The following is a 24,743-nucleotide window of genomic DNA, read 5'->3' as shown; positions in this document are numbered from 1 at the left end:
GCGCTCACCATGGCGTGGCTCGTGGGCCTGCTCTGGTCGGGGTGGAGCCCGTTCGATCGCACCACATGGGCGCTCGAGGTCGCGCCGGTCGTCATCGCGCTTCCGCTGCTCTGGCTGACGCGCGATCGCTTCCCGCTTTCGGGCCTCGCGCTGCTGCTGATCGGCATCCACGGCGCGATCCTGATGCTTGGAGGCGCGTATAGCTACGCCCGGGTACCGCTCGGCGACTGGCTGCAGTCCGCGATGGCGCTTGAGCGAAACCCATATGATCGCATCGGCCATTTCGCGCAGGGCTTCGTGCCGGCGATCGTCGTGCGGGAACTGCTCTGGCGTATCGGTGATATACGCGGCCGGCTGCTCACCATGTTGGTCCTGTGCTGCTGCCTCGCGATCAGCGCCATGTACGAGCTTGTCGAGTTCGGCGCGGCGGTCGCGCTCGGACAGGGCGCCGACGAGTTCCTCGGAACCCAGGGGGATCCGTGGGATACCCAGTGGGATATGCTGATGTGCCTTGTCGGCGCAGTCACGGCACTTGTATTTCTGGGCGGGGTGCACGATCGCGCGCTCGAACATCTGGGCCGAACACAAAGCGAGACGGAGCGATGAACGCCACCATCTATCACAACACCCGCTGCTCCAAGTCGCGCGAGGCGCTGGCGATCCTGACCGCTGCCGGCGCAGACGTCACCGTGATCGAATACCTCAAGACCCCGCCGACGCGCGCCGAACTGGCGCGGCTCTATGCGAAGGGCGGCATGTCCCCGCGTGACGGATTGCGAAAGGCGGAGGCCGGCGCAAAAGCGCTAAAGGACGCGTCGGACGACGCCATCCTCGACGCGATGGCCGCTGATCCGATCCTGATCGAGCGTCCGCTGGTCGAGACCGACAACGGCGTGCGTCTCGGGCGCCCGCCCGAAGCGATCCGCGAAATCCTCTAGGCCGCGTCGGCGGTACGCCGCGCCATCTCTTCGGTCACATCCAACTTCGTCCCATAGAGCGTCCGCGCGACGCCATTTTCCACGACGACATCCGCGGTGACGCGCATCCAGCGAATTTCTCCATCGGTGCGCCGAATCCGCGCCTCGAACGTGAAGCTGCCGCAGGTCGCGATCGCCTCGGCGCGCAGGCGCGCAAGTTCCGCGTGCGATTCCGGAAGATACATCTTCAGGATTTCATCGCGCGTGATCGGGCTGCCCCGTTCCAGCCCGAACAGATCATAGACCCCGTCGCTCCAGCGCAGCGCGTTATCGGAAAGATCGCACTCCCAGCGCGCCTGCAAAGGGGTCAGATGGTGTGAGTTTCCAGCCGCATCGGTCATGTCGGTGCGTTACCGCAACATTCATCAAAGTCCAGTGAACGCGGACGTGACCTGCGCCCGTTCACGGGCTATCGGACCCCCATGGCTAACGGCTCGCCCGACTCCTTGCTCTTCGAACCGGGTCGCAATTGCTGGCGCGTCGAACCTGCCGACAAGCTGTCGGTCATCGTCGATGCCGACGATTATTTTCGCGCCGCCCGGGCCGCGATGCTGACCGCAAAGAAGCAGATTTTGCTGATCGGCTGGGATTTCGATTCGCGCATCCTGCTCACGCACGAAGATCCGCCCGATCATCCCGAAGCCCCGCGCGAAGTCGGTGCCTTCATCTCCTGGCTCGTCAGGCGCAACCCGGATCTCCAGGTTCATATTCTGCGCTGGGACTTCGGCGCGCTTGCGACGCTGCTGCGCGGACGCACGCTGCAGACGCTGATCAAGTGGAAGCTGGCGAAGCGTATCCATCTGCTGCTCGACGCGACCCACCCGCCCGGCGCGTCGCATCACCAGAAGATCGTCGTGGTGGACGATTGCCTCGCCTTTTGCGGCGGGATCGACATGACGCTGGGTCGCTGGGACACCCGCGCGCACGGCGATGGCGACCCGGGGCGGATCAATCCGGGCGGCGACCGCTACATGCCGTGGCACGACGCTACCACCGCGATCACCGGCCCGGCGGCCCGCGCGCTCGGGGAGCTGTGCCGCCAGCGCTGGCACCGCGCGGGTGGCGCCCCGATCGCGGCGCCGCAGGTGGATCAGGATTGCTGGCCGAAGATGCTGTCCGCCGATTTCACCGATACGCGCGTCGCCATCGCCCGTACCCAGCCCAAGCTGAACGGCGAGGAGCCGGTGCAGGAGATCGAGGCACTCTATCTCGACCTGATCGCGACGGCGCGCCGGTTCATCTATGCCGAAAGTCAGTATTTCGCCTCGCGCAAGATCGCCGAGGCCATCGCCCGCCGCCTTGCCGAACCCGATGGTCCGGAGTTCGTCATCGTCAATCCCGCCCATGCCGATGGCTGGCTGGAGCAGGAGGCGATGGACACCGCACGCGCCCGCATTTTCCAGGCGCTGAAACAGCGCGACCCGCACGATCGGCTGCGGCTCTATCATCCGATCACCGCCGCAGGTGACCCGATCTATGTTCATGCCAAGGTGCTGGCGGTCGACGATCGGCTGCTGCGGATCGGCTCGTCCAACTTCAATAACCGCTCGCTCGGTCTCGACACCGAGTGCGATGTCGCGCTCGCCGCAAGCGATGAGGATGAGCGATTTCGGATCGCCGCCATCCGGAACGGCCTGATCGCCGAACATCTCGGCACCGATTCGCTGACCGTGGCCGATCGCATTGCGCAAACCGGCTCGCTGATCGCCGCGATCGAAGGGCTGCGGTGCGCCGGGCGCTCGCTCCGGCCGTATCGCGTGCCTGATCTGACTGCGGTCGAGGAATGGCTCGCAGAAAATCAGGTGCTCGACGCCGGGGACGAATCCCCGGTGGAAGCGATGGCGAAGGGCGGTCTGTTGCGGCGTCTGAAGGTCCGTTAATCCTCGGCCGGAAGGCGCTCGAACACCCATTCATGGCTCTCGCGAATCCACGCGGGAACGGGTTTTCCCGCACCGGTGCGGGAGGGGCGGAAACGGAACCGCTCGCGAATCAGCCGGCAGGTCAGGGCATCCAGTTGTGGCGTTCCGCTCGAGCCGACCACATCGCATTCGCCGACCCGCCCGTCGACCTCGACGAGATATAGCACGGTAACCCGCCCGCCGATCCCGGCATCCGCGAGGTCTTCGGGATAGTCCGAATCGCGCAGTCTGCCCCGCACCCAGCGCGGCGGTGTCTCGCCCGGATCGCCCGCGCCGTCCCCGTCCCCGCGCCCGCCCGAGCCTGTCCCCTCGCCCACCCCGCCCGCGCCGGTGCCAGGGCCGACGATGTCCGCCGCACCGCTGGTGGCATCCGGGCCATCCGCGGGCGTCACGCTCACGGGAACGATGGGAGGGACTTGGATCTGCACCTGTGGAATCGGAGCAGCGACCTCGGTCGCGCGCGACCGCAGGTTGGGGGGCGCTGCCGCCCCCTCCGGCCGGGTGTCGCGTTGGGGCGCGCGCTCCGTCTCGACAGGGGGTGGCGGCGGGTCCGGCGCGATGTCGAACACGACCATCTCCGGATCCGCCTCGCCCCCATTCGATCGCACTGCCAGCCCGAGCGCGAGCAGCAAACCGAGCGCTCCGGTCAGCGCCAGCGCCGCCGTTGCAAAGCCCATCCGCTCACGCGGGCGCGAAAGCCTGGCGATGCCCATAACTTCCTAACGCACAAGGTCGATGAACCGCTGCTTGCCGCGGGGGGATGACGAAGCGCGCCCACCCCGCTATGCGCGCGGCCATGACTCAGATCACGCCCGAAATCGTCGCCGAACACGGCCTCTCGCCCGAGGAATATGATCGCGTCCTGCACGCGCTCGGGCGTGAGCCGAACCTGACCGAGCTGGGCATCTTTTCGGTGATGTGGTCCGAGCATTGCAGTTACAAGTCGAGCCGCATTCATCTGAAGAAGCTCCCGACCGAGGCGCCCTGGGTGATCTGCGGCCCCGGCGAGAACGCCGGCGTGATCGATATCGGGGACGGCCAGGCGGCGATCTTCAAGATGGAGAGCCACAACCACCCGTCCTATATCGAGCCCTATCAGGGCGCGGCGACCGGGGTCGGCGGCATCCTGCGCGACGTGTTCACCATGGGTGCGCGTCCGATTGCGAACATGAACGCGTTGCGCTTCGGTCGCCCCGACCATCCCAAGATGAAGCACCTCATCTCCGGCGTGGTCCATGGCATCGGCGGCTATGGCAATTGCGTCGGCGTGCCGACCGTCGGTGGCGAGGTCAATTTTCACAAGGCCTATGACGGCAATATCCTGGTCAATGCGATGACCGTCGGCGTCGCGCAGCAGGACAAGATCTTCTACAGCGCCGCCGCTGGCATCGGTAATCCGGTGGTCTATGTCGGTTCGAAGACCGGCCGCGACGGTATCCACGGCGCGACCATGGCGTCGGCCGATTTCGACGAGCATAGCGACGAGAAGCGCCCGACCGTGCAGGTCGGCGATCCCTTCACCGAAAAGCTGCTGATCGAGGCGTGCCTCGAACTGATGGCGAGCGACGCGATCGTCGCGATCCAGGACATGGGCGCGGCCGGCCTCACCTCGTCCAGCGTCGAGATGGCGTCGAAGGGCGGCGTCGGGATCGAGATGATCATGGACGACGTCCCCCAGCGCGAAACCGGCATGACGCCGTACGAGATGATGCTGTCGGAATCGCAGGAGCGCATGCTGATGGTGCTCAAGCCGGGCCGCGAGGCCGAGGCGGAGGCGATCTTCCGCAAATGGGAACTCGACTTTGCGGTCATCGGCACCGTCACGGATACCGGCCGCATGGTGCTCAAGTGGAAGGGCGAGGTCGTCGCGGATATCCCGCTCGCCCCGCTGGCAGACGAAGCGCCGCTGTACGATCGTCCGCATGTCCCGACGCCGAAGCCCGCCGACCTGTCGGACGAACCCGAATCGACCGACATTGCGGCCGATCTGGTCAAGCTGATGGGCTCGCCCGACATCGCCTCGCGCCGCTGGATCTGGGAACAGTATGACCACATGGTCGGCGCCGACACCGTCCAGCGCCCCGGCGGCGACGCAGCGGTCGTCCGCGTCCACGGTACCGACAAGGCGCTGGCGATCACCACCGACTGCACGCCACGCTATTGCTTCGCTGACCCGGTCGAGGGCGGGAAGCAGGCGATCGCCGAGGCATGGCGCAACCTCACCAGCGTCGGCGCGACCCCGCTCGCCGTCACCAACTGCCTCAACTTCGCCAATCCGCAGCGCCCCGAGATCATGGGCCAGATCGTCGGCTGCCTCGAAGGCATGGGCGACGCGTGCCGCACGCTCGATTTCCCGATCGTGTCGGGCAACGTCTCGCTCTACAATGAATCGAAGGCGACCGGCGGCGGTTCAGCGATCCTCCCCACCCCCGCGATCGGCGGCGTCGGCATCCTCGCCGACTGGTCGAAGTCGATGACGATTGGCTTCAAGGCAACCGGCGACGCGATCATCGCGGTCGGCGAGCGGATGGGCCATCTCGGCCAGTCGATCTGGCTGCGCGAGATCCACGGCCGCGAGGAGGGTCCGCCCCCGCCGGTCGATCTCAGGGCCGAGAAGCGCACCGGCGACTTCGTCCGCGACATGATCGCCCGCGGCCTCGTCAACGCCGTGCACGACGTGTCGGACGGCGGGGTCGCCGTGACGATCGCCGAAATGGCACTGGCAAGCGGCATCGGCGCGATGATCGATCAGGCGCAGCCGTTCGGTGTCGCAGGCAGCTTCTTCGGCGAGGATCAGGGGTTGTACATCGTCACCGTTCCCGACGAGGCGCTGACCGAATTCCTCACCGCCGCGTCCGAAGCCGACGTCCCCGCCGACCCGCTCGGCCGAACGATCAAGGACCGGCTGATCTTCGAACTCGACGAAGGCGACTGGTGCGTGAAGATCGATACGCTTCGGCACGCGCACGAGGGATTTTTCCCCGCGCTGATGGGGTCTGACACGACGGTCGCGTGACGACACGCCATCCCCCGGGGGGGGAAGCTCCGCCACCCACCAGCATAGTGTTTTCCCGCAGGGCGTTTCTGTGTCACCCTCGGTCGCAAGGCGACTGGCCACCCGCGCGCCGCTCGCGCGTTGAAGCCATGACTTGCGACGTTTCAGCCATTGGAGGGGCTCATGACCGCCGGCTATTCTACCACCCCGCTCGCCGACAAGCTCGGCTTCAAATCGGGCATGCGGCTGTTCGTCGCCGACATGCCCGACAGCGTCCGCGCAGAGGCGCGGATCGACCAGCTCGGCGTTGAGCTGCTCGCCGCGCCGAGCACGGGGATCGACGCTGCGCACATCTTCGTGACCGCGCGCGATCGGCTCGAATGCGAGCTCAAGGCGCTCCGCCAGCTGATCGCGCCCAGCGGCTTCGTCTGGGTCTCGTGGCCCAAACAGGCGGCGAGGGTCGAGACCGACATCACCGAGGACACGATCCGCGGGGTGGCCCTGCCACTCGACTTCGTCGATGTGAAGGTGTGCGCGGTGGACGCGACCTGGTCGGGCCTCAAGCTGATGATCCGCAAGGAATTGCGCACCGATGTCTGAGGTGCCGTCGGTACCCTGGCGCCCCTACCCCGCCCTGACCGACGACCAACGCATTGCCGCCTCCCGTTCCGCGTACGAACGGCTTGCGACACGTCGCTCGTGCCGCGCATTCTCGGCGCAGCCCGTCCCGCGCGAAGTCATCGAATGGGCGATTCGCGCGGCCGGCACCGCGCCGAGCGGGGCCAATCATCAGCCATGGCACTTCGCCGTGGTCGAAAGTTCAGCGGTCAAGGCGCAGATTCGCGCCGGCGCCGAAGCGGAAGAGCGGGAATTCTATGCCGGCAAGGCGGGGACGGAGTGGCTGCGCGCGCTCGCCCCGCTCGGGACCGACGCGGACAAGGCCTATCTCGAGATCGCGCCCTGGCTGATCGTCATCTTCGGCCAGCGGCGCGGCGGGATCGATCCTGGCCACGACTTCCAGAACTATTACGTCACGGAAAGCGTCGGTATCGCGACAGGCCTGTTGCTGGCTGCATTGCATGAAGCGGGCATCGCGACGCTGACGCATACGCCGAACCCGATGAAGTTCCTGAACGCCGTCTGCGCCCGCCCGGAAAGCGAGAAGCCGGTGATGATCGTGGCGCTCGGCCACCCCGCGCCGGACGCGGTCGTCCCGCAGCACGCGCTGAGGAAAAAGCCGCTCAGCGACATCGCCAGCTGGTTGTGACCCGGGTGGCGCGCGGCCGCGCCTGCGTGTAGACGGGAGCGACTTCGGGGGGAGACAATCGATGGCCACGACCGCGGCGGGTGACCGCTATCTGACGCTCGACACCGTGCGCGGCGTCGCCGTGCTCGGGATCCTCCTGCTCAATATCATCGCATTCTCGATGCCGGCGCCTGCCTATATGAACCCTGCAGCCTATGGCGGCGCGCAGGGTGCCGATCTGGCGGTCTGGCTCGGCAATTTCATCCTGTTCGACAGCAAGATGCGCGGCCTGTTCTCGTTCCTGTTCGGCGCGTCCACGCTGCTCGTGATCGACCGGGCGACCGCTAAGGGGGAAAGTCCTGGTCGGGTCCACTATGCGCGGATGATCTGGCTGCTCGTCTTCGGTCTGCTCCATCTCTGGCTGGTCTGGTGGGGGGATATCCTCAGCAACTATGCCCTGATGGGCATGATCGCATTTTTCTTCCGGGGTGCGCGGATCAAGACGTTGCTGATCGTCGGATGCATCCTGTTGGGCGTGCAATTCCTCGTTGCGTCGTCACTGGTGCTGGTTTCGGGAATGGCACAGGCGATGCCCGACAGTCCCGAATGGCGCGAAGCGGCGCTCGCGTTGGAGCGCGGCTTCGGCCAGCCCCCTCAGCAATGGCTCGCCGAGGACGTCGCGCTGCATCGGGACGGATGGTGGAGCCTGACGACCGAACAGTTCCGAGAGACCTCCTTCGCTCCGATCGCAGGTGTGTTCCAATATGGCTGGGAAACGCTTGCCTATATGCTGTTCGGCATGGCGGCGTTTCGGAACGGAATGTTGGCGGGCCGGTGGGAGCGGCGGCGCTACTGGCGCTGGGTCGCGATCGGATTTGGTATTGGCATAGCCGCCTACGGAACACTCGCGCTGTGGATCATCGGGTCGGGCTTCGAGATGACCCGTGTCATCGCGGGTACAATGGTCCTGACGGTGCCGCTCCGCCCGCTGATGATCATGGGCTGGGCCAGCCTGATCATCTTGCTGCTGCGTCCGGGCGGCCTGCTCACCTCCCGCCTCGCCGCCGCGGGGCGGATGGCATTCACCAACTATCTCGCGACCAGCCTGATCTGCACCTTCATCTTCTACGGCTGGGGGTTGGGCTGGTACGGCGAACTGTCGCGCGCCGAGGTCTACCTCGTCGTGTTCGGCGTCTGGGCGCTGATCCTGCTCTGGTCGAAGCCGTGGCTCGAACGCTTCGCCTATGGCCCGCTCGAATGGCTCTGGCGTAGCCTCGCCCGCGGACGCCCGCAAACTATGGCGGGGGGCGTCCTGGTCAAAGCTTGAGCGCGCCGCGCATATTTTCGCGAATGCGTCGCAAGAAGGATTGCGAATCACTCTCAATCGCCCTAGCTTACAGCTACAGCGAGAGGGTTTCATGGTCGTCTGCGTCTGCAACGCTATTCGTGAGAAGGATGTACGCGCCGCGGCGCGTGAGGGCGCGATGAGCGCTTGCCAGGCCTATCGGGCGCTGGGACGCCAGCCCAAATGCGGTCAGTGCGTTCCGTTTGCGCGAGCCATTATCGATTCCGAACGCGCGGCTGCGTGACGTTCGCAACTTAGAAACTCCCAGAAATCCGCCATTTTTCGACTGTCTGATGCGCCGCTTTGGCGCTATGCTCGCATCCGAAACAAATACGGAAGGTGCGACAGGTCATGAAGGGCGATCCCAAGGTCATCGATTTCCTGAACGAGGTGCTCAAGGGCGAGCTGACCGCGGTCAATCAATATTGGCTCCACTATCGCCTGCTCAACCACTGGGGGGTGAAGAAGCTCGCCGCCTTCGAGCGTCACGAATCGATCGACGAGATGAAGCACGCCGACTGGCTGGCGGAGCGCATCCTGTTTCTCGACGGCTTGCCCAATTTCCAGCTGCTCGGCCGCCTGCGCATCGGCGAAACGGTGGAGGAAGTGCTCAAGGCCGATCTCGATCTCGAATATGAAGCCGTGGCGCTGCTCAAGGACGCGATCGAACATTGCGAAAAGGTGCGCGACTATGGCAGCCGCGACCTGTTCCAGCGCATTCTCGACAGCGAGGAAGAGCATGTCGATACGCTCGAGACCCAGTTCGAGATGATCGAACGCATGGGCCTCCAGAATTACATCCAGCTCAATTCGAAGCCCGAAGAAGCCGAATAGCGCGGCTCAGGCGGCAGGGCGGCGTCCGAAGGCAGGGCGCCGCTCCACCAGCGGGTTCGCCTCCCGCTCCAGCAACGCCAGCGTCGCTTCGAACAGCGGCCGCAACTCGACCACATGTTTCAGCGCTTCGCTCGGCTCGTAGCGGTTCTCGACGCAATGGCGCGCGATGCTCTCGATCGCCGCTGCGCACTCGGCGAGCGGCTCGGCCCCGAACTGATGCGCCTCACCCTTCAACGTATGCGCGGGCAGCACCAGCGCGGCCGCATTTGCGGCACGCATGGCGTCTTCGATCTGCGCGACAGACTTGACCCCGTCCTCGTGAAAATAGCCGAGAATCCGAACGAAATTTCCGCCAAGCTGCGAACGGGCCTGCGCGAACGCGGTCCAGTCCACCAACTTGTCCAGATCCATCGTCGCCACGCCGCCCTCCAAGCCATAACAGCTGTCCCGTCACAGATATGGGTAATCGGGTAAACGTGGAGTTGACGTGGGAGCGCTAATCCGACCGAAAATCGCCCGCTTGTTCGACTTGAAGTCCCGGTGTCCAGCCTCGCGGCAACACCGGTGGCGCCCCTTCACTCGCGGTCGAACGGGTTTTTCGAAGGGCGCATCGTGAGCCGCACGGGCACCGCGCCGAAGTCGAATTCCTTGCGCATGCTGTTGACCAGATAGCGCTCATAGCTTTTCGGAAGCTGGTCCACTCGGGTTCCGAACAGGATGAAGCTGGGCGGCCGCGTCTTCGCCTGGGTCACGTAACGTGGCTTGATCCGCTTGCCGCCCGGCGCCGGCGGGGGGTTGGCCTCGATCGCCCGCTCGAACCAGCGGTTGAGCTGGCCGGTGGTGATCCGCCGCGACCACGCCTCGCGGGTTTCGAAGGCTACCCTGATCAACGTGTCGAGCCCCTTCCCCGTCGCGGCGGAGACCGTGAGCAGCGGCACGCCCTTGACCTGCGCCAGCCCCTCTTCGAGCGCGCCCTTGACGCCATTGAACAGGCTCGACTGGTTCTCGGCGACATCCCATTTGTTCAACGCGATGACGAGCGCGCGACCTTCCTGAAGCACCTTGTCGGCGATCTTGAGATCCTGCGCCTCCAGCCCCTTGGTCGCATCGAGCAGCAGGACCACGACCTCGGCAAAATCCACCGCGCGCAGCGCATCGGCGACGGAGAGCTTCTCGAGCTTTTCCTGCACCTTGGCGCGCTTGCGCATGCCGGCCGTGTCGATCAGCCGCACCGGGCGCTCATTGCCCTCTCCGTCGGTCCACAGCCATTCGATCGCGATCGAATCGCGCGTGATCCCGGCTTCGGGTCCGGTGATCAGGCGATCCTGGCCGAGTATCTTGTTGATCAGCGTCGATTTGCCCGCATTGGGACGCCCGACGACGGCCAGCTTCAACGGCGCGTCGGGTGCCTCGGGGTCGTCGTCATCCCCCTCCGCCGCATCCTCGCGTTCGATATGCGGGCGCAGCGCCTCGAACAGATCGACGATGCCCTCGCCATGTTCGGCGGAGAAGGGGACCGGATCGCCCAGCCCCATCGCCATCGCCTCGTGAATGCCCGGTTCGGCCGCGCGACCCTCGGCCTTATTGGCGAGCAGCACGATCGGCGTGCCGGAGGTGCGCAGCCAGCGCGCCACTTCCTCGTCCAGCGGGGTCACGCCCGCCCGCGCATCGATCATGAACAGCGCGACGTCCGCCTCACGCACCGCCGCCTCGGTCTGCACGCGCATGCGACCGGGCAGGCTCGCGGCATCCTCATCCTCGAACCCGGCGGTGTCGATCAGTCGAAAGCTGAGGCCCAGCAATTCGCCATCGCCCTCCCGCCGGTCGCGCGTGACGCCGGGCTGGTCATCGACCAGCGCCAGCCGCTTGCCGACAAGGCGATTGAACAGCGTCGATTTGCCGACATTGGGTCGGCCGATAATGGCAACGGTTGGAAGGCGCATGCGCGCCCTCTATCCCAACTGCCGCCTCAGCGATAGGCGCTGATCTCGCCCTTGTCGGACAGGACGTACAAGGTGTTGTTCGCCACGAGCAGGGGCAGGCTGACCGAAGCCCCGACATCGATCGTCGAACCGGCACTTCCGTCCGACGGAGAGACCGACATCAGCGCACCGCGCGAATTGGCCACCCACAGCCGGTTGCCGGCCAGAATTGGTCCGACCCAGGCGATCGGCCCCTTCTTGTCCTCGACGTTCCGCCATGCCGGCAGCTGCGAGATCCAGCGGATCTTGCCGGTTCCGCGCGCGATGCAGACGAGCCGCGCATCGTCGGTCATCACGAACAGCCATTCGCCCGCAATCCATGGCGTCGAAATCCCCGCCAGGCTCTGCTCCCATACGCGCTGCCCCGTCGCCAGCTCGATCGCGGCCATGCGCTCGCCCTGACCAACGGCATAGACCCGGCCCTGATCGATTACCGGTTCGGCATCGATATCGACCAGGCTCGACACCGAGGTCGAGATGGTCGAACGCGACAGCGTGTCGGACCACAAGGGTCGACCATTTTCGTACCGATAGGCGTTCAGCTCGCCCGAGGAGAAACCGGCGACGATCGTCCCTTGCGCAGCTGCAGGCGCCGCGACGCCGAACACGCCCTGCGTTTCCGGCGTTCCGGACTGGGTCCACACCACCGCGCCATCGTTCTGGCTCAGCGCGAACAGCTGATTGTCCTGCGACACAACATAGACATTGCCGTTGAACACCGACGGTGCGCCGCGCAGCGGGCCGCCCGGCTTCTTGCGCCAGATCTCGGTCCCGGCATTGGCATCGACCGCGACGACTTCGCCGAGGCCGTTGGTCGCGAACACGCGGCCATTCTCGAAGCTCACGCCACCGCCGAAGCGGGCGTTGCGGTTCTCCTTGTCGGCGGACGTCGCCAATTGCCACTGGCGGCTGCCGGTCGCAGCGTCGAAGGCATGGAGCACCGCGTCGGTGTCGACGACGAACAGCTTGCCGTCGGCCACCACCGGCGCCGCCGCCAGCCGCACCCGGCCGCTGGTTCCGGCGATCTTCGACGACCACACGCGCGACGGGGATTCGCTCAGCGCCAGATGGCCCATCGCCTTTGCGGCATTGCCGCCGGGCTGGGTCCAGTCGGGATTGACCACCGCCATCGGGAGCACCACCGCGACCTCGGCGATCGTCGGATCGGCCTTGATCCCGGTTTCGGAGGCGAGGATCGGCACGCGCTGGCCGATCGTCGGGGTCTTCTTGTCACCGCCCTTGAAAATGCCGCACGCGCTGAGCGCCGCCAGCGCCGCGATCGCGACGGGGATACGAACCGACTTCATCATTGTGCCTTCTTGTCCTCACCCTCATCGACGATAGCGTCGACACCCAGTACGCCCGCCATCTGAACCGCACGTTGACGTATAGAGCGCGGAACGCTTTCGTCCTTGGCGATCTCGCCATACAGCTTGCCCGCGTCGCCGCGCTTGCCCTGGCGCAGATAGGCGCCGGCGACCATCTCGCCCGCGCTGCCGTACCAGGCATTGCCCTTGACCGCGAGCGGCTGGAGCCGCGCGACGACCTGCTCGGGCTTCAGCGTGTCATATTCGGCCATGGTCTGGCGGACCAGCGCCAGGTCGCGGAATTCCTGGGGCAGATCCTTGTCGGCCGCCATCGCGCCCAATATCGCCGCCGCGCCCTTGAGGTCGTTCTTCTCCAGCAGCACGTCGGCCTGAGTGAAGCGCGCCATCGCGTTGAACCCCGGCGTACGCGACGCGGCCAGCTCCTTCAGCGGCGTTTCCGCCAGCTGCGGCTTGTTCTCGCCCAGCGCCTTGAATGCCGCCTGGAACTTCTCGCCCTCCAGTCCGCGCTGCCCCTCGTGATGCGTCAGCCAATAGAGCCAGCCGCCGAACGCGACCAGCGCGGCGATCACCGCGACGATGATCCAGCGGCCGTAATTCTGCCAGACGTGCAACGCCTGGTCCTTGCGGAGCTCTTCATCGACCTCACGCAGAAAGGCTTCGTTGCTTTGCGGGCTCAGCGCCAAGGTTAACTCCATCAGGGAACAGGGGGGGTGCGGGCGCGGACCTTAGCCGCGCCGAACGGGAAACGAAAGCGGGTCAGTCCTTCGGTTTATAGACTTGTTCGTCACCCGGAAAACTGCGGTCGCGAACCGCCGCTGCATAGGTCTCGACAGCGGCGGAAATGCGGCCAGCCATGTCGTCGAACTTCTTCACGAAACGCGGCGTGCGCTCGAACATGCCGAGCATGTCCTCGGTCACCAAAACCTGGCCATCGCACTGTGCCGACGCGCCGATCCCGATCACCGGGCAGGGCACCGCCGCGACGATCTCGTTCGCCAGCGTCTCGACCACGCCCTCGGCAACGACCGCGAATGCGCCCGCCTCGGCCACCGCCTTCGCGTCACCGATTATCTTGGCATATTCGGCGTTCCCGCGCCCGCGCGCGCCATAGCCGCCCAGCGCGTTCACCGCCTGCGGCGTCAGACCGATATGCCCCATCACGGGAATGCCGCGGCGGGTCAGGAACGCGACCGTCTCGGCCATCGCCTCCCCGCCCTCCAGCTTGACCGCCGCAGCGCCGGTCTCGGCCATGATCCGCGATGCCGACTCAAAGGCTTGCTGTGGGCTCGCCTCATAGCTGCCGAACGGCATGTCGATCACCACCACCGCATGATAGCTTCCCCGCACCACCGCGGCGCCGTGCGCACACATTATGTCGAGCGTCACCGACAGCGTCGACGGCAGGCCGTAGATCACCTGCCCCAGGCTGTCGCCGACCAGCAGCACGTCGCAATGCGGGTCGAGCAGCTGCGCCATGCGGGCGGTATATGCGGTCAGCATCACCACCGGATCCTTTCCCTTACGGTTCTGGATCGCGGGGACGGTCAGCCGCTTCATCGGGGCTGGTGTCGGCGTTGCCCGGCTGGTCGAGGTGTCGATGGTGAAGGTCGTGGACATGATGCGCGCTCTAGCGGCGTCATTGCGGCCACGCCAGCGACCTCAACGTTGATGTCATTCGCTCTTGACTAGATGTAATGTATACATAACATTGAGTCATACAGCTTTGACGCGGAGGTCTTATGGCGTTTCGGGAAAAGATTGCATGGGTGGCGTTCCTGAGCACGGTGCTGATCTGGGGCGCGTTCTTCATTCTCCTGGCCATGGTTCCGCACGCGGCACGCGGCCTTGCAATGCTAGGACCATTTATCGCTGCGACGATCGCGCAGGGGGCCGTGATGGTCGCGGCCGCAGTGACCTGGGCGATCGCGGCCCCAAAAGAGGCGAACGCTCCGGTCGATGAGCGCGACCGCGCCGTAGGTCGCCGCGCAACCGGATTTGCCTATCTCACGCTGATCCTGGGAGTCGTTGCCATAATCGTCTGGCTGCATCTCGGCCTGCACGGGCCGGACATCATCTTCGCACTGGCAGGCGCCTTCATTCTAGCCGAGGCGGTGCGATTCGGCGCCACGGCGATCGGCTATCGCAAGGGGGTCTGAACATGGCCTATCGCGACAGGTTCGCGGCGCCGTCCGCGATCATCGCCGCCGGGTTGGTCCGGGAAATGGTTATGGCCGTCAGCTATTGGCGGGGTCGGCATGCCTAAACCCCCGGTCAGCAATCAGATCCGCACTTTGCGCTTCATGGCGGGCGAGATGACCCAAGCCGACCTTGGCGATCGCGTCGGTGTCACCCGCCAGACGATCGCGGCGATCGAGCAGGGCAAATACTCGCCCACGCTCGAAACCGCCTTCCGCATCGCCCGCGCGTTCGAGAAACCGCTCGAAGAGGTATTTCAGTGGGAGGGGGAGTGATCCCCCTCCGCCGGATCAGCGGAGCAGTCCCCTGCCCTTCGCCCTGCTGGCGAACCAAAGCTGGAACAGCTGCACCGCGATGATCAACGCCGGGAAATAGGTCGTCCAAACGCCCTTCACCGCGATGATGTCGGTGGCCAGGAACATCCAGCCAAACTGGATGGTCACCAGCACGACTGAAAGCGCGGAGAGCAACACCGCCCCGCGATTTCGCACAAGCAGTTCGATAGCGCCGATCAGCCCGCAGGAGACCGCGGCCACATAGACGATATTCAGCCAGATCGGCAGCGACGCATAAAGCTGTCGGTCATAGTCGGTGGCATTTGGATCGAACTCCGGACCCAGCGCGAAATGCATGTACAGCGACGCGCAGCCCAACAGCCCCCAGAGGATCAGCACCACCACCGTCACGGTAAACCATCGCGGTGCCTTCGAAGTCCCTCCGGTCATCGAACCTCTCCCCTGTCTCGATCGGAGAGCCTATCCTAAATCGCGATTTTGCCAATCATTTCGTCAGAGCAACGCTTCGGCCCACGCGTCGGGCTTGAAGCCGACCAGCAGCCCGCCGCGATACTCGACCACCGGCCGCTTGATCGACGAAGGGTGCGCGGCCATCAGTGCGAGTGCCTTGGGCAAGTCGATATCCGCCTTGTCGGCTTCGTCCAGCTTGCGGAACGTGGTCCCGGCGCGGTTCAGCAGCGGCTCCCAGCCGACCGTATCGGCCCATTTCGCCAGCCGCGCGGGGTCAGCGCCTTCCTTCTTATAGTCGTGGAAGCTGTACGCGAGCCCGTTGGTGTCGAGCCACGCGCGCGCCTTCTTGATCGTGTCGCAATTGGGGATGCCGTAGAGGTCGATCATCGGAAGATGCACGCGTGACCGGACCACAGCGTGGTCACCTTGGCTGCGTCGCCAGGCCCGTCGAGAAGTCCGGAGAAGGAGCCGCTCTCGGTCGTGAACTCGCGCCCCAGCGAGCTTTCGGGAACATCGCTGATCGCCAGCCCATCGGCGACCTGCGCGCGGGTCGAGCCGATGCCCGCGCCCGTTCCGGTGGTCAGCTTCGGCTGCGCCCCGTCGAGGAACCAGCCGACCAGCTTGCCGCCCTGGAACCACAGGCGCAGCCCGTCGAACTTGGCGAAGTCCATCGCGCCTTCGCCGCATTCGCCGCTGCGACCGGACTCGTCCGGCGCCCCCAGCGCAGCCTCGGCGCCACGCATAACCATTGCGCGCTCAGTCCCGAAGGTCAGCTGGCGCGCGCGCCCGTTGGTCGGATCGATGAGGGTTAGACCGCCCGGTGCCAGGTTGAGCAACGGCGCGGTCGATGCCTGCGCGGCCGGCGTCTCCGCGACATTCCCGACCTCGATGCCATTTTCCATGGCGGGCGCGGGCTCGACGCTCGCATTGGCCGCGACCTCATTCGCCGCCTCGGGCGTCGACGTTCCGCAGGCCGAGAGCAGCGCGAGCGCGGGCAGGATGGCGGTACGGATCATTCCCATTCGATCGTCCCCGGCGGCTTGGAGGTATAGTCGTACACCACGCGGTTCACGCCCTTCACCTCGTTGACAATCCGCGTCGCGACGCGGGTCAGGAAGCTCGCGTCGAACGGATAGACGTCGGCGGTCATCCCGTCGGTGCTGGTCACCGCGCGCAGGCCGCACACGCAGTCATAGGTGCGTCCGTCGCCCATCACGCCGACCGTCTTGACCGGCAGCAGCACCGCAAACGCCTGCCAGATCGCATCGTAAAGCCCGGCGTTGCGGATTTCCTCGAGATATACCGCATCCGCCTTGCGCAGGATGTCGCAGCGCTCCTTGGTCACCTCGCCCGGGATGCGGATCGCGAGGCCGGGTCCGGGGAAAGGGTGACGTCCGACAAACACGTCGGGCAGCCCCAATTCGCGGCCGAGCGCGCGGACCTCGTCCTTGAACAGCTCGCGCAGCGGCTCGACCAGCTTCATGTTCATGCGTTCGGGCAGGCCGCCGACATTGTGGTGGCTCTTGATCGTCACCGACGGGCCGCCGGTGAAGCTCACGCTTTCGATCACGTCGGGATAGAGCGTCCCCTGCGCCAGGAACTCCGCACCGCCGATCTTGCGCGCCTCTTCCTCGAACACGTCGATGAACGTCTTGCCGATGAACTTGCGCTTCGCCTCGGGATCGGTGACCCCGGCGAGGCCGTTGAGGAACAGCGTCTCCGCGTTCACATGCACCAGCGGGATGTTGTAATGCCCGCGGAACAGCGAGACGACCTGGTCCGCCTCGCCGCTACGCATCAGCCCGTGGTCGACGAACACGCAGGTCAGCTGCTCGCCGATTGCCTCGTGAATCAGCACCGCCGCAACGGCGCTGTCGACCCCGCCCGAAAGGCCGCAGATGACCTTGCCGCTGCCGACCTGCTTGCGGATCTCGTCGATCTTGGCCTGGCGGAACTCCGCCATCGTCCAGTCGCCCTTGAGGCCGCAGACATGGCGCACGAAATTGGCAAGCAGGCGCGCGCCATCGGGGGTGTGCACCACCTCCGGGTGGAACTGCATTGCGTAATAGCGACGGCTGTCGTCGGCGATCACCGCGAACGGCGCGCCCGAACTTGCCGCGACCGGACGGAAGCCCGGTGCCAGCTCGGTCACCTTGTCGCCATGGCTCATCCACACTTGGTGGGTCTCGCCCTCGCTCCATAGCCCGTCGAACAGCACGCAACTGTCGGCGATGTCGATGAACGCGCGCCCGAACTCGCCGCTGTCGCCCAGCTGTACGGTCCCGCCGAGCTGCTGCATCATCACCTGTTGTCCGTAACAGATGCCCAGCACCGGCAAGCCGCTGTCGAAGATCGCCTGCGGAACGCGCGGCGACCCGTCGTCGAGCACCGAGGCTGGCGATCCGGACAGGATCACCCCGCCCGGCTTCATCCGCTCGAATGCCTCGGCGGCGGTGGTGAAGGGAGCGATCTCGCTATAGACGCCCGCCTCTCGCACGCGCCGTGCGATAAGCTGGGTCACCTGGCTGCCGAAATCGACGATGAGGATGGATTCGCTTGGGCCAGTCATGGCGAGCCGATAGGCAGCGGGGCCGCGGGTGTAAAGACGCGGAACCAACTGCGGCGGCGTGGATTCCATCCCAGCCATGGTCACCGCGCGCTTAACCCCGTCCGCAAAGCATTCTGAAGCGCTCCCCGCCTATTCTCGGCGTATGCAGTCGAACCGGACCCCCCGCCGGATCGTGCTGCCGATCCTGGGCGCCGCGGCACTGTTCGCGGCGCCTGCTTCGGCATCGATCCTCAACTATGTCGGCGAATGCGTGCCGTTCGCGCGCGCCGCCTCCGGCATCCAGATCTGGGGCGATGCCTGGACCTGGTGGCGCCAGGCCGAGGCCAAATATGAGCGCGGCCAGACCCCGGAGATCGGTGCCGTGGTCGCGTTCGCCAAATCCTCCGCGCTTCCCCTCGGCCACGTCTCCGTCGTCAGCCGGATCATCGAACCGCGCGTTCTCATGGTGACCCATGCCAACTGGTCGCGATTCGACGGCAAGCGCGGGCAGGTGGAGCAGGACGTGACGCTGTTTGATGTGTCACCCCAGGGTGACTGGAGCCAGGTCAAGGTGTGGTATCGCGACAATCGCGGTCTTGGCTCGACCACCTACCCCGTTCACGGCTTCATCTATGGCCGTCCGGTCAGCGGCGCCAAGGTTGCCAAGGCCCGCCCCGCCCCCGAACTCACCGGTGACCAACCCGATTATGTCGGATCGCTGATCGACGCCTACGCGCGGTAAGTCTGGACGCGGACGACGACGCGCGCCACACTCGCCCCATGTTCTTCTCCTTCGTCGACGAGCTCCGCGCTGCGGGCATCCCCGCCAGCATGAAAGAGCACCTGATCCTGCTCGAAGCGCTGGAGCGCGACGTCATCGATCGCACGCCCGAGGCGTTCTACTACCTCGCCCGCGCGACCTTCGTGAAGGACGAGGGGCTGCTCGACCGGTTCGACCAGGTGTTCGCCAAGGTGTTCAAGGGCATCGCATCGACCTACGGCGTCCAAACGGCGGAGATTCCCGAGGACTGGCTCAAGGCGATCGCGGAGAAGTACCTGACCCCCGAGGAGATGGAGGCGATCAAGTCGCTCGGCTCGTGGGAAGAGATCATGGAGACGCTCAAGCAGCGGCTCGAGGAGCAGCAGGAGCGCCATCAGGGCGGCAACAAGTGGATCGGCACTGGCGGCACCTCTCCCTATGGCAATTCGGGCTATAATCCCGAGGGCGTGCGCATCGGCGGCGAGAGCCAGCACAAGCGCGCGCTGAAGGTCTGGGAAGGCCGCGAGTTCAAGAACCTCGATTCGACCCGCGAGCTCGGCACCCGCAACATCAAGGTCGCGATGCGCCGCTTGCGCCGCTTCGCTCGCGAGGGTGCGGCGGACGAGCTCGACATCGACGGGACGATCGACGGTACCGCGCGGCAGGGCTGGCTCGACATCCGCATGCGGCCCGAGCGGCACAATGCGGTCAAATTGCTGCTGTTCCTCGATGTCGGCGGATCAATGGACCCATGGGTCAAGCTCTGCGAGGAGCTGTTCAGCGCCGCGACCGCCGAATTCAAGAATCTCGAATTCTTCTACTTCCACAACTGCCTCTACGAAGGCGTGTGGAAGGACAATCGTCGCCGCTTTCAGGAGCGCACCCCGACCTGGGACGTGCTCCACAAATTCGGCCACGACTATAAGGTGATCTTCGTCGGCGACGCGTCGATGTCGCCCTATGAGATCAGCCATCCCGGCGGATCGGTCGAGCATTTCAACGAGGAAGCGGGCGTCACCTGGATGCAGCGGGTGACCAACACCTATCCCGCGACGATCTGGCTCAACCCGATCCCCGAGGAGCAATGGGGCTATTCGCACTCGGTCCGCATCATGCGCGAGTTGGTCAACGACCGCATGTATCCGCTGACGCTCGCTGGTCTCGATGACGCGATGCGGGAATTGAGCCGCAAGACGTGAGCGGCGCTCCCACCCTCCTCTCCGGCGGCAATCCGCAGATTCCCAAGGGCTATGGCAACGCCCCGGTCCAGGCGTACATTTCCGCGATGCCCGGCTGGAAACGCGATGTCGGTCGCCGCATCGACGCGCTGGTCGAGCGGATCGTGCCCGGCGTCGAGAAAGCGATCAAGTGGAACTCGCCTTTCTATGGCGTCGAAAGGGACTGCTGGTTCCTGAGCCTTCACTGCTTCGACGGCTACATCAAACTCACCTTCTTCCGCGGCCAGTCGCTCGATCCGACACCGCCCAAGCCGTCGAAGGGCGGCGACACCCGCTATTTCCACATCCATGAGGGTGATGACTTTGAGGAGCGCCTTGCGGGCTGGATCGCGCAGGCGAGCGAGCTGCCCGGGGAAAGGCTGTGACCGAAGAAGATCCTTCGGCGCTGATCGACGCGCGGATCGCCAGCCTTGGCGACTGGCGTGGCGAAACGCTCGCCGCGATGCGCGCGCTGATCCGTGAGGCGGACCCGGAGGTGGTCGAGACGGTGAAGTGGCGCAAGCCCAGCAATCCCAACGGCGTGCCGGTCTGGGAACATGCCGGGATCCTGTGCACCGGCGAAGTGTACAAGGGCTATGTCAAGCTGACTTTCGCCAACGGCGCGTCGCTCGACGATCCGACGAAACTGTTCAACGCCAGCCTAGATGGCGGCACGCGCCGTGCGATCGATCTCCGCGAGGGCGATATGCCGGACGCCGCCGCGTTTCGCGCGCTGATCGGTGAAGCCGTCGCGTTCAACCTGGCGAAACCGAAAAAACGCTAGAGCCGCTCGACCGCGCGCTCCAGCTTGCGCAGCACCGCCCGGTCGCCCGCCTGTGCATCCGCCGCATCCTGTGCCAGCGCCATCAGCCGCACCGCGCCGAAGCTCGCCGCCAGCCCCTTCAGCCGCAGCGCCCCGCCGCGCCACGCTGCCGGGTCTTCGCCGGCTTCGGACAGGGTCTTCAGCGCGCGCTTGGCGCTGTCGAGAAAGGCCTCGCGCAGCTCGGCGATCAGCCCGGGCTCGTCGCCCACAGCCGCCGCCAGCGTTGCATCGATTGCACCGGGATCATACGCCATGCCCGATCCTAGATTCGGCGTGCTTAATGAGTGGTTTCACAGTGCTAGGCGGGTAACGCGCACTTGTGCTAAACCGGGACAATGAACGGGGGCACGCAGAAGGTCGGACCGCGACCGCTTGACGACGACGAGCTGTTGCTGGTCGACGAGGAAACGCTACGCGCAGACGACCGATCGGTCGAGGACGCGATCGTCGAGGACGATGTCGACGCCGAAGCGTCCCCCGCCCGGCTGCGGCGCAACTGGGCGCTCCCGACCTTTGCGATCGGCTTGATCCTCGTCTGGATCGGCGTCGCCGGGTGGCTGCTCCAGCCGATGCTGCGCACCCCGCCCCCGCCGGCCGAACTGATCCAGCTGATCGCGGCGCTGTGCGTCCCGCCTGCGCTGATCGGCATATTCTGGCTGCTCGCGCTGCGCACCAGCGCGGCCGAGGCACGGCGCTTCGGCAAGACCGCCCGGGCAATGCGCGCGGAGGCTGCGAGCCTCGAGCGCGTCGTCGCCACCCTGTCGCGCAAGATCGAGGCGAACCGTGCCGAGCTTGCCGAACAGACCACCGCGCTGATGGCGATGGGCGATACCGCCGCCGAGCGGCTACAGGCGATCTCCAACGGCATGGCGGCCGAGGCGCGTGCCGTCGCCGCCAGCGCCCAGACGCTGGTCGAAAGCGGCGCCGCTGCGGAAAAGAGCGTGGGCATCGTCCTCGCCTCGCTTCCGAAGGCGCATGACGATATGACCGGAATGGCCGCGACGCTCGACGCGGCGGGCATGAAAGCCAGCGAGCACGCCTCCGCGCTCGACGCGCAGCTCGTCGCGCTCGGCGAACGCGGGCGTGAGGCTGATACGATCGCCGGGGGCGCCGCCCAGCGGCTCGCCGCGCATATCGCCCGGATGGAAGCGACCAGCGAATCCGCAGGCACCCGGCTCGAGGGTGTCGCCGCGAGCATGTCCGAAACGGTCGACGCGATGCTCGACCGCGCCGCCGCAGCGGTGGACGAGGCGCGCAAGGGCATAGCCGCGCAGGGCGAGGCGATGCTGGCGATGCTCGCGGCCAACCAGGCCTCGCTCGACAAGGCGGGCCGCGACAGCATCGACACCGTCAGCACCCGCATCACCGAGGTCGAAGGGACGATCGAGCGCATCGGCGAGCGGCTGGGCGAGGAACAGACGCGCATTGACATCCTGCTCGCCTCGGTCACCGGCGGCATCGCACAGGCCGACGGCCAAATGGCGGCGCTCCATTCGAGCGGCATGGAGCGCACGCAAGCGCTGTCCGCGTCGCTCAGCGCGCTCGACAGTTCGGCGGGCGCGATGACCGAGACGCTGAAGATCGGCGACGAGACCGCGCGGCGCGTGATCGCGACTGCGGAGGATCTGCTGACCGCGCTCGACGCCTCTGCGCGCGAGATGGACGAGACGATGCCCGAGGCATTGTCGCGCCTCGAAGATCGCATCGGCGCGACGCGCGGCGTCATCGCCGCGTCCAAGCCCGAACTGCTCGCGCTCGTCACCGCCGCAGAAAGCACGCACGACGCGATCGAAGCGATTGCGGATGTCGTCCGCAAGCAGCGCGAGACGCTGGCCAAGACGCAGGCGTCGCTGCTCGATTCGCTCGAGGATGGCCAGGCCAAGACCGGCGAGCTGGAGGAGGTAGTCGATCGCGCCATCGCCAATGCTCGCCGCTTCGCCGACGAGGCCGCGCCACAGCTGGTCGACGCGCTGCTCCGCATCCGCGAAACCGCCAATTCCGCCACCGATCAGGCGCGCGCCGCGCTCGCGGGGCTCGTGCCGGAGGCCGCACGCCAGCTCGAAGAGGCCGGTAATGCTGCGCTCCGCCGCGCGATGGATGCCAGCGTCCGCACCCAGCTGATCGAACTCGGCGAAGTGACCGAGGGCGCGGTCAATGCCGCCGCCCGCGCTGCCGAGCGGCTGTCGCACCAGATGCTCGGCATCAACGAAGCCTCCGCCGCGGTCGAGGCGCGCATCGAGGAAGCGCGGATCGAGCGCGAACAGGCCGACCGCGACAATTTCGCGCGTCGCGTTTCACTGTTGGTCGAAGCGCTCAACTCAGCTTCGATCGACATCTCCAAGGCATTCGCGCACGAAGTGTCCGACAGCGCCTGGGCCGCCTATCTCAAGGGCGACCGCGGCGTCTTCACCCGCCGTGCCGTCCGCCTCCTCGACAGCGGGCAGGCACGCGAAGTCTCCAGCCTGTACGAGGGCGACCCGGACTTCCGCGAGCAGGTGAACCGCTACATCCACGATTTCGAGGCGATGCTGCGTCAGGTGCTCGCCCTGCGTGACGGCGCGCCGCTCGGCGTCACCCTGCTCTCCTCCGACATGGGCAAGCTTTACGTCGCGCTCGCCCAGGCGATCGAGCGGCTGCGCGGATAGACTATCGCTTCGCGGCGGCGAGCACCGTCATCGCAAAGGCCAGCCGCTGCTGCGACAGGTCGCGATCGGTCGCCTTGGGCCATGCGCTGCTGGTGACCATCACCAGCTTGCTCGCCGGATCGACCAGGATGACCTGCCCGAAAATCCCCTGCGCGGCATAATAGCCGCCGGGGATCGTCCACCACTGGTAACCATAGCCCCCGCCGGGAAAGGTCGTCTGAGTCTTGGTCGCCTCGGCGAACCACCCATCCGGCACGATCCCCTTGCCGCCATCCAAGGTCAGCTGGCCGATCCGGGCATAATCGCGCAGCGACACCGACAGGCAGCAGCCAGAAACCTCCGCCCCGGTCTGGTCGATCATCCAGAAGGCATCGCGCTCCATCCCGTAGCGCCGCCACACCTTTTCGGAGAGATAGGCCGCCAGCGTCTTGCCCGTCGCCCGCCGCACCAGCACGCCGATCAGATTGGTCTCGCCGGTCTTGTAGACGAACTTCGATCCCGGAGCGTCCACGCGCGGGAGCTTGCGCATATAGGCGACGGTCGGATCCTGACCCTCCGGCACCGGCTCGGCAAACATCCGCGCCACGTCGCTGTTGGGATCGGTATAATCCTCGTTCCAGCGCACCCCCGACGTCATCGTCAGCAACTGGCGGATCGTGACCCCGTCATAGCCCGCCCCGCCAAGATCGGGGATGTAGCGGGTGACCGGATCGTCGATCGACTTGATGAAACCGTCGCGGATCGCAGCGCCGACCAGCGTCGACGTCACCGACTTGGCAACCGAAAAGCTCGTCCAGCGCCCCTCCGGGCCATAGCCCATCGCATAGCGCTCGAGCCGGACCTTGCCGTCCTGAAGCACGATCAGCCCGGCGACCTTCTGTGCCGCCATGAACGCGTCGATCTCGGCTTCCGCGAGCGGCAGCGGCGCACCCTTCGGCAAAGCGCGGACCTTATCGCCGGCCTTCACCACATGGCCCGGGAAGATCTTCTCCATCGCCGGAAAATTGCGCTCACGCTCTTCCTGCGACCAGAACAGGATCGCCGCGCCCACCTGACGCAGCCGCGCCGACTCCTCTGCTGAAATGGCGGCGGGTGACGCGGCGGCAGGGGGTTCGGTCCGCGGCATGCACGCGCTCAGCGCCAATGCCCCCGCCGCCAGCCAGATCGCACGCTTGCCCATCG

At 66.0% G+C, this 24,743-nt stretch carries 29 protein-coding genes; 16 read left to right on the top strand and 13 right to left on the bottom strand.

What is annotated here, in order from left to right:
* Positions 1-9 precede the first annotated feature (9 nt).
* Positions 10-606 carry a DUF2238 domain-containing protein gene (locus ABS767_RS13670; RefSeq protein WP_408079268.1) on the top strand — a complete coding sequence of 199 codons (597 nt, stop codon included), beginning with the start codon at positions 10-12 and terminating at the stop codon, positions 604-606.
* Positions 603-938 carry an arsenate reductase (glutaredoxin) gene (gene arsC, locus ABS767_RS13665; protein ID WP_408079266.1) on the top strand — a complete coding sequence of 112 codons (336 nt, stop codon included), beginning with the start codon at positions 603-605 and terminating at the stop codon, positions 936-938. Before ABS767_RS13670 ends, arsC begins: the two co-directional genes overlap by 4 nt.
* Here the strand turns inward: arsC and ABS767_RS13660 are convergent.
* Positions 935-1,318 carry a PAS domain-containing protein gene (locus ABS767_RS13660; RefSeq protein ID WP_408079264.1) on the bottom strand — a complete coding sequence of 128 codons (384 nt, stop codon included), beginning with the start codon at positions 1,316-1,318 and terminating at the stop codon, positions 935-937. The two genes, arsC and ABS767_RS13660, sit on opposite strands and share 4 nt — an antisense overlap.
* Positions 1,319-1,399: 81 nt before the next feature.
* On the opposite strand from ABS767_RS13660, the gene ABS767_RS13655 reads away from it, so the two are divergent.
* Positions 1,400-2,857, top strand: coding sequence for a phospholipase D-like domain-containing protein (locus ABS767_RS13655; RefSeq protein WP_408079262.1), 1,458 nt, complete (start codon positions 1,400-1,402; stop codon positions 2,855-2,857).
* Here ABS767_RS13655 and ABS767_RS13650 read toward each other — a convergent pair.
* Positions 2,854-3,573 carry an energy transducer TonB gene (locus ABS767_RS13650; protein ID WP_408079260.1) on the bottom strand — a complete coding sequence of 240 codons (720 nt, stop codon included), beginning with the start codon at positions 3,571-3,573 and terminating at the stop codon, positions 2,854-2,856. The genes ABS767_RS13655 and ABS767_RS13650 overlap by 4 nt on opposite strands.
* 119 nt (positions 3,574-3,692) lie before the next feature.
* On the opposite strand from ABS767_RS13650, the gene purL reads away from it, so the two are divergent.
* The 6 genes from purL to bfr all read left to right on the top strand — a co-directional run bounded on the left by purL (position 3,693) and on the right by bfr (position 9,316).
* Positions 3,693-5,912, top strand: a complete 2,220-nt coding sequence (purL, locus tag ABS767_RS13645; protein WP_408079258.1) for a phosphoribosylformylglycinamidine synthase subunit PurL — start codon at positions 3,693-3,695, stop codon at positions 5,910-5,912.
* 162 nt (positions 5,913-6,074) lie between these two features.
* Positions 6,075-6,491 (top strand): hypothetical protein, encoded by a 417-nt coding sequence (locus ABS767_RS13640; RefSeq protein ID WP_408079256.1) that lies wholly within the window; start codon positions 6,075-6,077, stop codon positions 6,489-6,491.
* Positions 6,484-7,158 carry a nitroreductase family protein gene (locus tag ABS767_RS13635; RefSeq protein ID WP_408079254.1) on the top strand — a complete coding sequence of 225 codons (675 nt, stop codon included), beginning with the start codon at positions 6,484-6,486 and terminating at the stop codon, positions 7,156-7,158. The genes ABS767_RS13640 and ABS767_RS13635 overlap by 8 nt, the downstream gene beginning before the upstream one ends.
* 61 nt (positions 7,159-7,219) lie before the next feature.
* Positions 7,220-8,464, top strand: coding sequence for a DUF418 domain-containing protein (locus tag ABS767_RS13630; protein WP_408079252.1), 1,245 nt, complete (start codon positions 7,220-7,222; stop codon positions 8,462-8,464).
* A gap of 91 nt (positions 8,465-8,555) precedes the next feature.
* Positions 8,556-8,726, top strand: a complete 171-nt coding sequence (locus tag ABS767_RS13625) for a (2Fe-2S)-binding protein (RefSeq protein WP_408079250.1) — start codon at positions 8,556-8,558, stop codon at positions 8,724-8,726.
* Positions 8,727-8,833: 107 nt separating this feature from the next.
* Positions 8,834-9,316, top strand: a complete 483-nt coding sequence (gene bfr, locus ABS767_RS13620; protein WP_408079737.1) for a bacterioferritin — start codon at positions 8,834-8,836, stop codon at positions 9,314-9,316.
* Between the two features lie 6 nt (positions 9,317-9,322).
* Here bfr and ABS767_RS13615 read toward each other — a convergent pair whose 3' ends face one another.
* The 5 genes from ABS767_RS13615 to panB all read right to left on the bottom strand — a co-directional run bounded on the left by ABS767_RS13615 (position 9,323) and on the right by panB (position 14,243).
* Positions 9,323-9,727 (bottom strand): Hpt domain-containing protein, encoded by a 405-nt coding sequence (locus ABS767_RS13615; protein WP_408079735.1) that lies wholly within the window; start codon positions 9,725-9,727, stop codon positions 9,323-9,325.
* 164 nt (positions 9,728-9,891) lie between these two features.
* Positions 9,892-11,259 (bottom strand): ribosome biogenesis GTPase Der, encoded by a 1,368-nt coding sequence (gene der / locus ABS767_RS13610; protein ID WP_408079248.1) that lies wholly within the window; start codon positions 11,257-11,259, stop codon positions 9,892-9,894.
* Positions 11,260-11,285: 26 nt separating this feature from the next.
* A complete protein-coding gene (locus ABS767_RS13605) occupies positions 11,286-12,608 on the bottom strand; it encodes a PQQ-like beta-propeller repeat protein (RefSeq protein WP_408079246.1) in 1,323 nt (440 codons plus the stop codon).
* On the bottom strand, positions 12,605-13,309 hold the full coding sequence (locus ABS767_RS13600; protein ID WP_408079244.1) for a tetratricopeptide repeat protein: 705 nt from the start codon (positions 13,307-13,309) through the stop codon (positions 12,605-12,607). Before ABS767_RS13600 ends, ABS767_RS13605 begins: the two co-directional genes overlap by 4 nt.
* Positions 13,310-13,382: 73 nt before the next feature.
* Positions 13,383-14,243: a 3-methyl-2-oxobutanoate hydroxymethyltransferase gene (gene panB / locus ABS767_RS13595; protein WP_408079242.1), complete on the bottom strand. Its 861-nt coding sequence runs from the start codon at positions 14,241-14,243 to the stop codon at positions 13,383-13,385.
* 122 nt (positions 14,244-14,365) lie between these two features.
* Between panB and ABS767_RS13590 the strand changes: the two genes are divergently transcribed.
* Together ABS767_RS13590 and ABS767_RS13585 are read left to right on the top strand one after the other, a co-directional pair.
* Positions 14,366-14,782: a hypothetical protein gene (locus ABS767_RS13590; RefSeq protein ID WP_408079240.1), complete on the top strand. Its 417-nt coding sequence runs from the start codon at positions 14,366-14,368 to the stop codon at positions 14,780-14,782.
* Between the two features lie 99 nt (positions 14,783-14,881).
* A complete protein-coding gene (locus ABS767_RS13585) occupies positions 14,882-15,097 on the top strand; it encodes a helix-turn-helix transcriptional regulator (protein ID WP_408079238.1) in 216 nt (71 codons plus the stop codon).
* A 15-nt stretch (positions 15,098-15,112) separates the two neighbouring features.
* Here the strand turns inward: ABS767_RS13585 and ABS767_RS13580 are convergent, their stop codons facing one another.
* The 4 genes from ABS767_RS13580 to guaA form a co-directional block, all read right to left on the bottom strand.
* Positions 15,113-15,499 carry a hypothetical protein gene (locus ABS767_RS13580; RefSeq protein WP_408079236.1) on the bottom strand — a complete coding sequence of 129 codons (387 nt, stop codon included), beginning with the start codon at positions 15,497-15,499 and terminating at the stop codon, positions 15,113-15,115.
* Positions 15,500-15,610: 111 nt separating this feature from the next.
* On the bottom strand, positions 15,611-15,955 hold the full coding sequence (locus ABS767_RS13575; RefSeq protein WP_408079733.1) for an arsenate reductase: 345 nt from the start codon (positions 15,953-15,955) through the stop codon (positions 15,611-15,613).
* A complete protein-coding gene (locus ABS767_RS13570; protein WP_408079234.1) occupies positions 15,952-16,584 on the bottom strand; it encodes a hypothetical protein in 633 nt (210 codons plus the stop codon). The genes ABS767_RS13575 and ABS767_RS13570 overlap by 4 nt, the downstream gene beginning before the upstream one ends.
* Positions 16,581-18,137 carry a glutamine-hydrolyzing GMP synthase gene (gene guaA / locus ABS767_RS13565; RefSeq protein WP_408079232.1) on the bottom strand — a complete coding sequence of 519 codons (1,557 nt, stop codon included), beginning with the start codon at positions 18,135-18,137 and terminating at the stop codon, positions 16,581-16,583. The genes ABS767_RS13570 and guaA overlap by 4 nt, the downstream gene beginning before the upstream one ends.
* A gap of 142 nt (positions 18,138-18,279) precedes the next feature.
* Here guaA and ABS767_RS13560 point away from each other — a divergent pair, with 142 nt between their 5' ends.
* Genes ABS767_RS13560 through ABS767_RS13545 form a run of 4 tightly spaced genes read left to right on the top strand, consistent with a single transcriptional unit; the run spans position 18,280 to position 20,877 of the window.
* A complete protein-coding gene (locus tag ABS767_RS13560; protein WP_408079230.1) occupies positions 18,280-18,858 on the top strand; it encodes a CHAP domain-containing protein in 579 nt (192 codons plus the stop codon).
* 38 nt (positions 18,859-18,896) lie between these two features.
* Complete coding sequence (locus ABS767_RS13555; protein WP_408079228.1) at positions 18,897-20,075, top strand: vWA domain-containing protein; 1,179 nt, start codon at positions 18,897-18,899, stop codon at positions 20,073-20,075.
* Entirely contained in the window at positions 20,072-20,479 is a 408-nt protein-coding gene (locus ABS767_RS13550; RefSeq protein WP_408079226.1) for a DUF1801 domain-containing protein, read from the top strand. The genes ABS767_RS13555 and ABS767_RS13550 overlap by 4 nt, the downstream gene beginning before the upstream one ends.
* Positions 20,476-20,877 carry a DUF1801 domain-containing protein gene (locus tag ABS767_RS13545; protein WP_408079224.1) on the top strand — a complete coding sequence of 134 codons (402 nt, stop codon included), beginning with the start codon at positions 20,476-20,478 and terminating at the stop codon, positions 20,875-20,877. The genes ABS767_RS13550 and ABS767_RS13545 overlap by 4 nt, the downstream gene beginning before the upstream one ends.
* Here the strand turns inward: ABS767_RS13545 and ABS767_RS13540 are convergent.
* Positions 20,874-21,170 (bottom strand): Hpt domain-containing protein, encoded by a 297-nt coding sequence (locus ABS767_RS13540; RefSeq protein WP_408079222.1) that lies wholly within the window; start codon positions 21,168-21,170, stop codon positions 20,874-20,876. The genes ABS767_RS13545 and ABS767_RS13540 overlap by 4 nt on opposite strands.
* 81 nt (positions 21,171-21,251) lie before the next feature.
* On the opposite strand from ABS767_RS13540, the gene ABS767_RS13535 reads away from it, so the two are divergent.
* Positions 21,252-23,561, top strand: a complete 2,310-nt coding sequence (locus ABS767_RS13535; RefSeq protein ID WP_408079220.1) for a coiled-coil domain-containing protein — start codon at positions 21,252-21,254, stop codon at positions 23,559-23,561.
* Between the two features lies 1 nt (position 23,562).
* Here the strand turns inward: ABS767_RS13535 and ABS767_RS13530 are convergent, their stop codons facing one another.
* A complete protein-coding gene (locus ABS767_RS13530; protein WP_408079218.1) occupies positions 23,563-24,741 on the bottom strand; it encodes a serine hydrolase domain-containing protein in 1,179 nt (392 codons plus the stop codon).
* Between the last annotated feature and the right edge of the window lie 2 nt (positions 24,742-24,743).

The organism is Sphingomonas plantiphila (assembly GCF_046000505.1).
GTDB lineage: Bacteria > Pseudomonadota > Alphaproteobacteria > Sphingomonadales > Sphingomonadaceae > Sphingomonas > Sphingomonas plantiphila.
This window is presented reverse-complemented; position numbering and strand designations above follow the sequence as displayed.

What these genes read in the sequence shown, in the direction of transcription:
- ABS767_RS13660 (WP_408079264.1), bottom strand. Translation starts at nt 1,318, where the DNA reads ATGACCGATGCGGCTGGAAACTCACACCATCTGACCCCTTTGCAGGCG.
- ABS767_RS13585 (WP_408079238.1), top strand. Translation starts at nt 14,882, where the DNA reads ATGCCTAAACCCCCGGTCAGCAATCAGATCCGCACTTTGCGCTTCATG.
- ABS767_RS13560 (WP_408079230.1), top strand. Translation starts at nt 18,280, where the DNA reads ATGCAGTCGAACCGGACCCCCCGCCGGATCGTGCTGCCGATCCTGGGC.
- ABS767_RS13655 (WP_408079262.1), top strand. Translation starts at nt 1,400, where the DNA reads ATGGCTAACGGCTCGCCCGACTCCTTGCTCTTCGAACCGGGTCGCAAT.
- ABS767_RS13530 (WP_408079218.1), bottom strand. Translation starts at nt 24,741, where the DNA reads ATGGGCAAGCGTGCGATCTGGCTGGCGGCGGGGGCATTGGCGCTGAGC.
- arsC (WP_408079266.1), top strand. Translation starts at nt 603, where the DNA reads ATGAACGCCACCATCTATCACAACACCCGCTGCTCCAAGTCGCGCGAG.
- ABS767_RS13670 (WP_408079268.1), top strand. Translation starts at nt 10, where the DNA reads ATGGCGTGGCTCGTGGGCCTGCTCTGGTCGGGGTGGAGCCCGTTCGAT.
- ABS767_RS13630 (WP_408079252.1), top strand. Translation starts at nt 7,220, where the DNA reads ATGGCCACGACCGCGGCGGGTGACCGCTATCTGACGCTCGACACCGTG.
- bfr (WP_408079737.1), top strand. Translation starts at nt 8,834, where the DNA reads ATGAAGGGCGATCCCAAGGTCATCGATTTCCTGAACGAGGTGCTCAAG.
- ABS767_RS13605 (WP_408079246.1), bottom strand. Translation starts at nt 12,608, where the DNA reads ATGATGAAGTCGGTTCGTATCCCCGTCGCGATCGCGGCGCTGGCGGCG.
- ABS767_RS13650 (WP_408079260.1), bottom strand. Translation starts at nt 3,573, where the DNA reads ATGGGCTTTGCAACGGCGGCGCTGGCGCTGACCGGAGCGCTCGGTTTG.
- ABS767_RS13640 (WP_408079256.1), top strand. Translation starts at nt 6,075, where the DNA reads ATGACCGCCGGCTATTCTACCACCCCGCTCGCCGACAAGCTCGGCTTC.
- ABS767_RS13555 (WP_408079228.1), top strand. Translation starts at nt 18,897, where the DNA reads ATGTTCTTCTCCTTCGTCGACGAGCTCCGCGCTGCGGGCATCCCCGCC.
- der (WP_408079248.1), bottom strand. Translation starts at nt 11,259, where the DNA reads ATGCGCCTTCCAACCGTTGCCATTATCGGCCGACCCAATGTCGGCAAA.
- purL (WP_408079258.1), top strand. Translation starts at nt 3,693, where the DNA reads ATGACTCAGATCACGCCCGAAATCGTCGCCGAACACGGCCTCTCGCCC.
- ABS767_RS13535 (WP_408079220.1), top strand. Translation starts at nt 21,252, where the DNA reads ATGAACGGGGGCACGCAGAAGGTCGGACCGCGACCGCTTGACGACGAC.
- ABS767_RS13590 (WP_408079240.1), top strand. Translation starts at nt 14,366, where the DNA reads ATGGCGTTTCGGGAAAAGATTGCATGGGTGGCGTTCCTGAGCACGGTG.
- ABS767_RS13540 (WP_408079222.1), bottom strand. Translation starts at nt 21,170, where the DNA reads ATGGCGTATGATCCCGGTGCAATCGATGCAACGCTGGCGGCGGCTGTG.
- ABS767_RS13625 (WP_408079250.1), top strand. Translation starts at nt 8,556, where the DNA reads ATGGTCGTCTGCGTCTGCAACGCTATTCGTGAGAAGGATGTACGCGCC.
- panB (WP_408079242.1), bottom strand. Translation starts at nt 14,243, where the DNA reads ATGTCCACGACCTTCACCATCGACACCTCGACCAGCCGGGCAACGCCG.
- ABS767_RS13575 (WP_408079733.1), bottom strand. Translation starts at nt 15,955, where the DNA reads ATGATCGACCTCTACGGCATCCCCAATTGCGACACGATCAAGAAGGCG.
- ABS767_RS13570 (WP_408079234.1), bottom strand. Translation starts at nt 16,584, where the DNA reads ATGATCCGTACCGCCATCCTGCCCGCGCTCGCGCTGCTCTCGGCCTGC.
- ABS767_RS13615 (WP_408079735.1), bottom strand. Translation starts at nt 9,727, where the DNA reads ATGGATCTGGACAAGTTGGTGGACTGGACCGCGTTCGCGCAGGCCCGT.
- ABS767_RS13635 (WP_408079254.1), top strand. Translation starts at nt 6,484, where the DNA reads ATGTCTGAGGTGCCGTCGGTACCCTGGCGCCCCTACCCCGCCCTGACC.
- guaA (WP_408079232.1), bottom strand. Translation starts at nt 18,137, where the DNA reads ATGACTGGCCCAAGCGAATCCATCCTCATCGTCGATTTCGGCAGCCAG.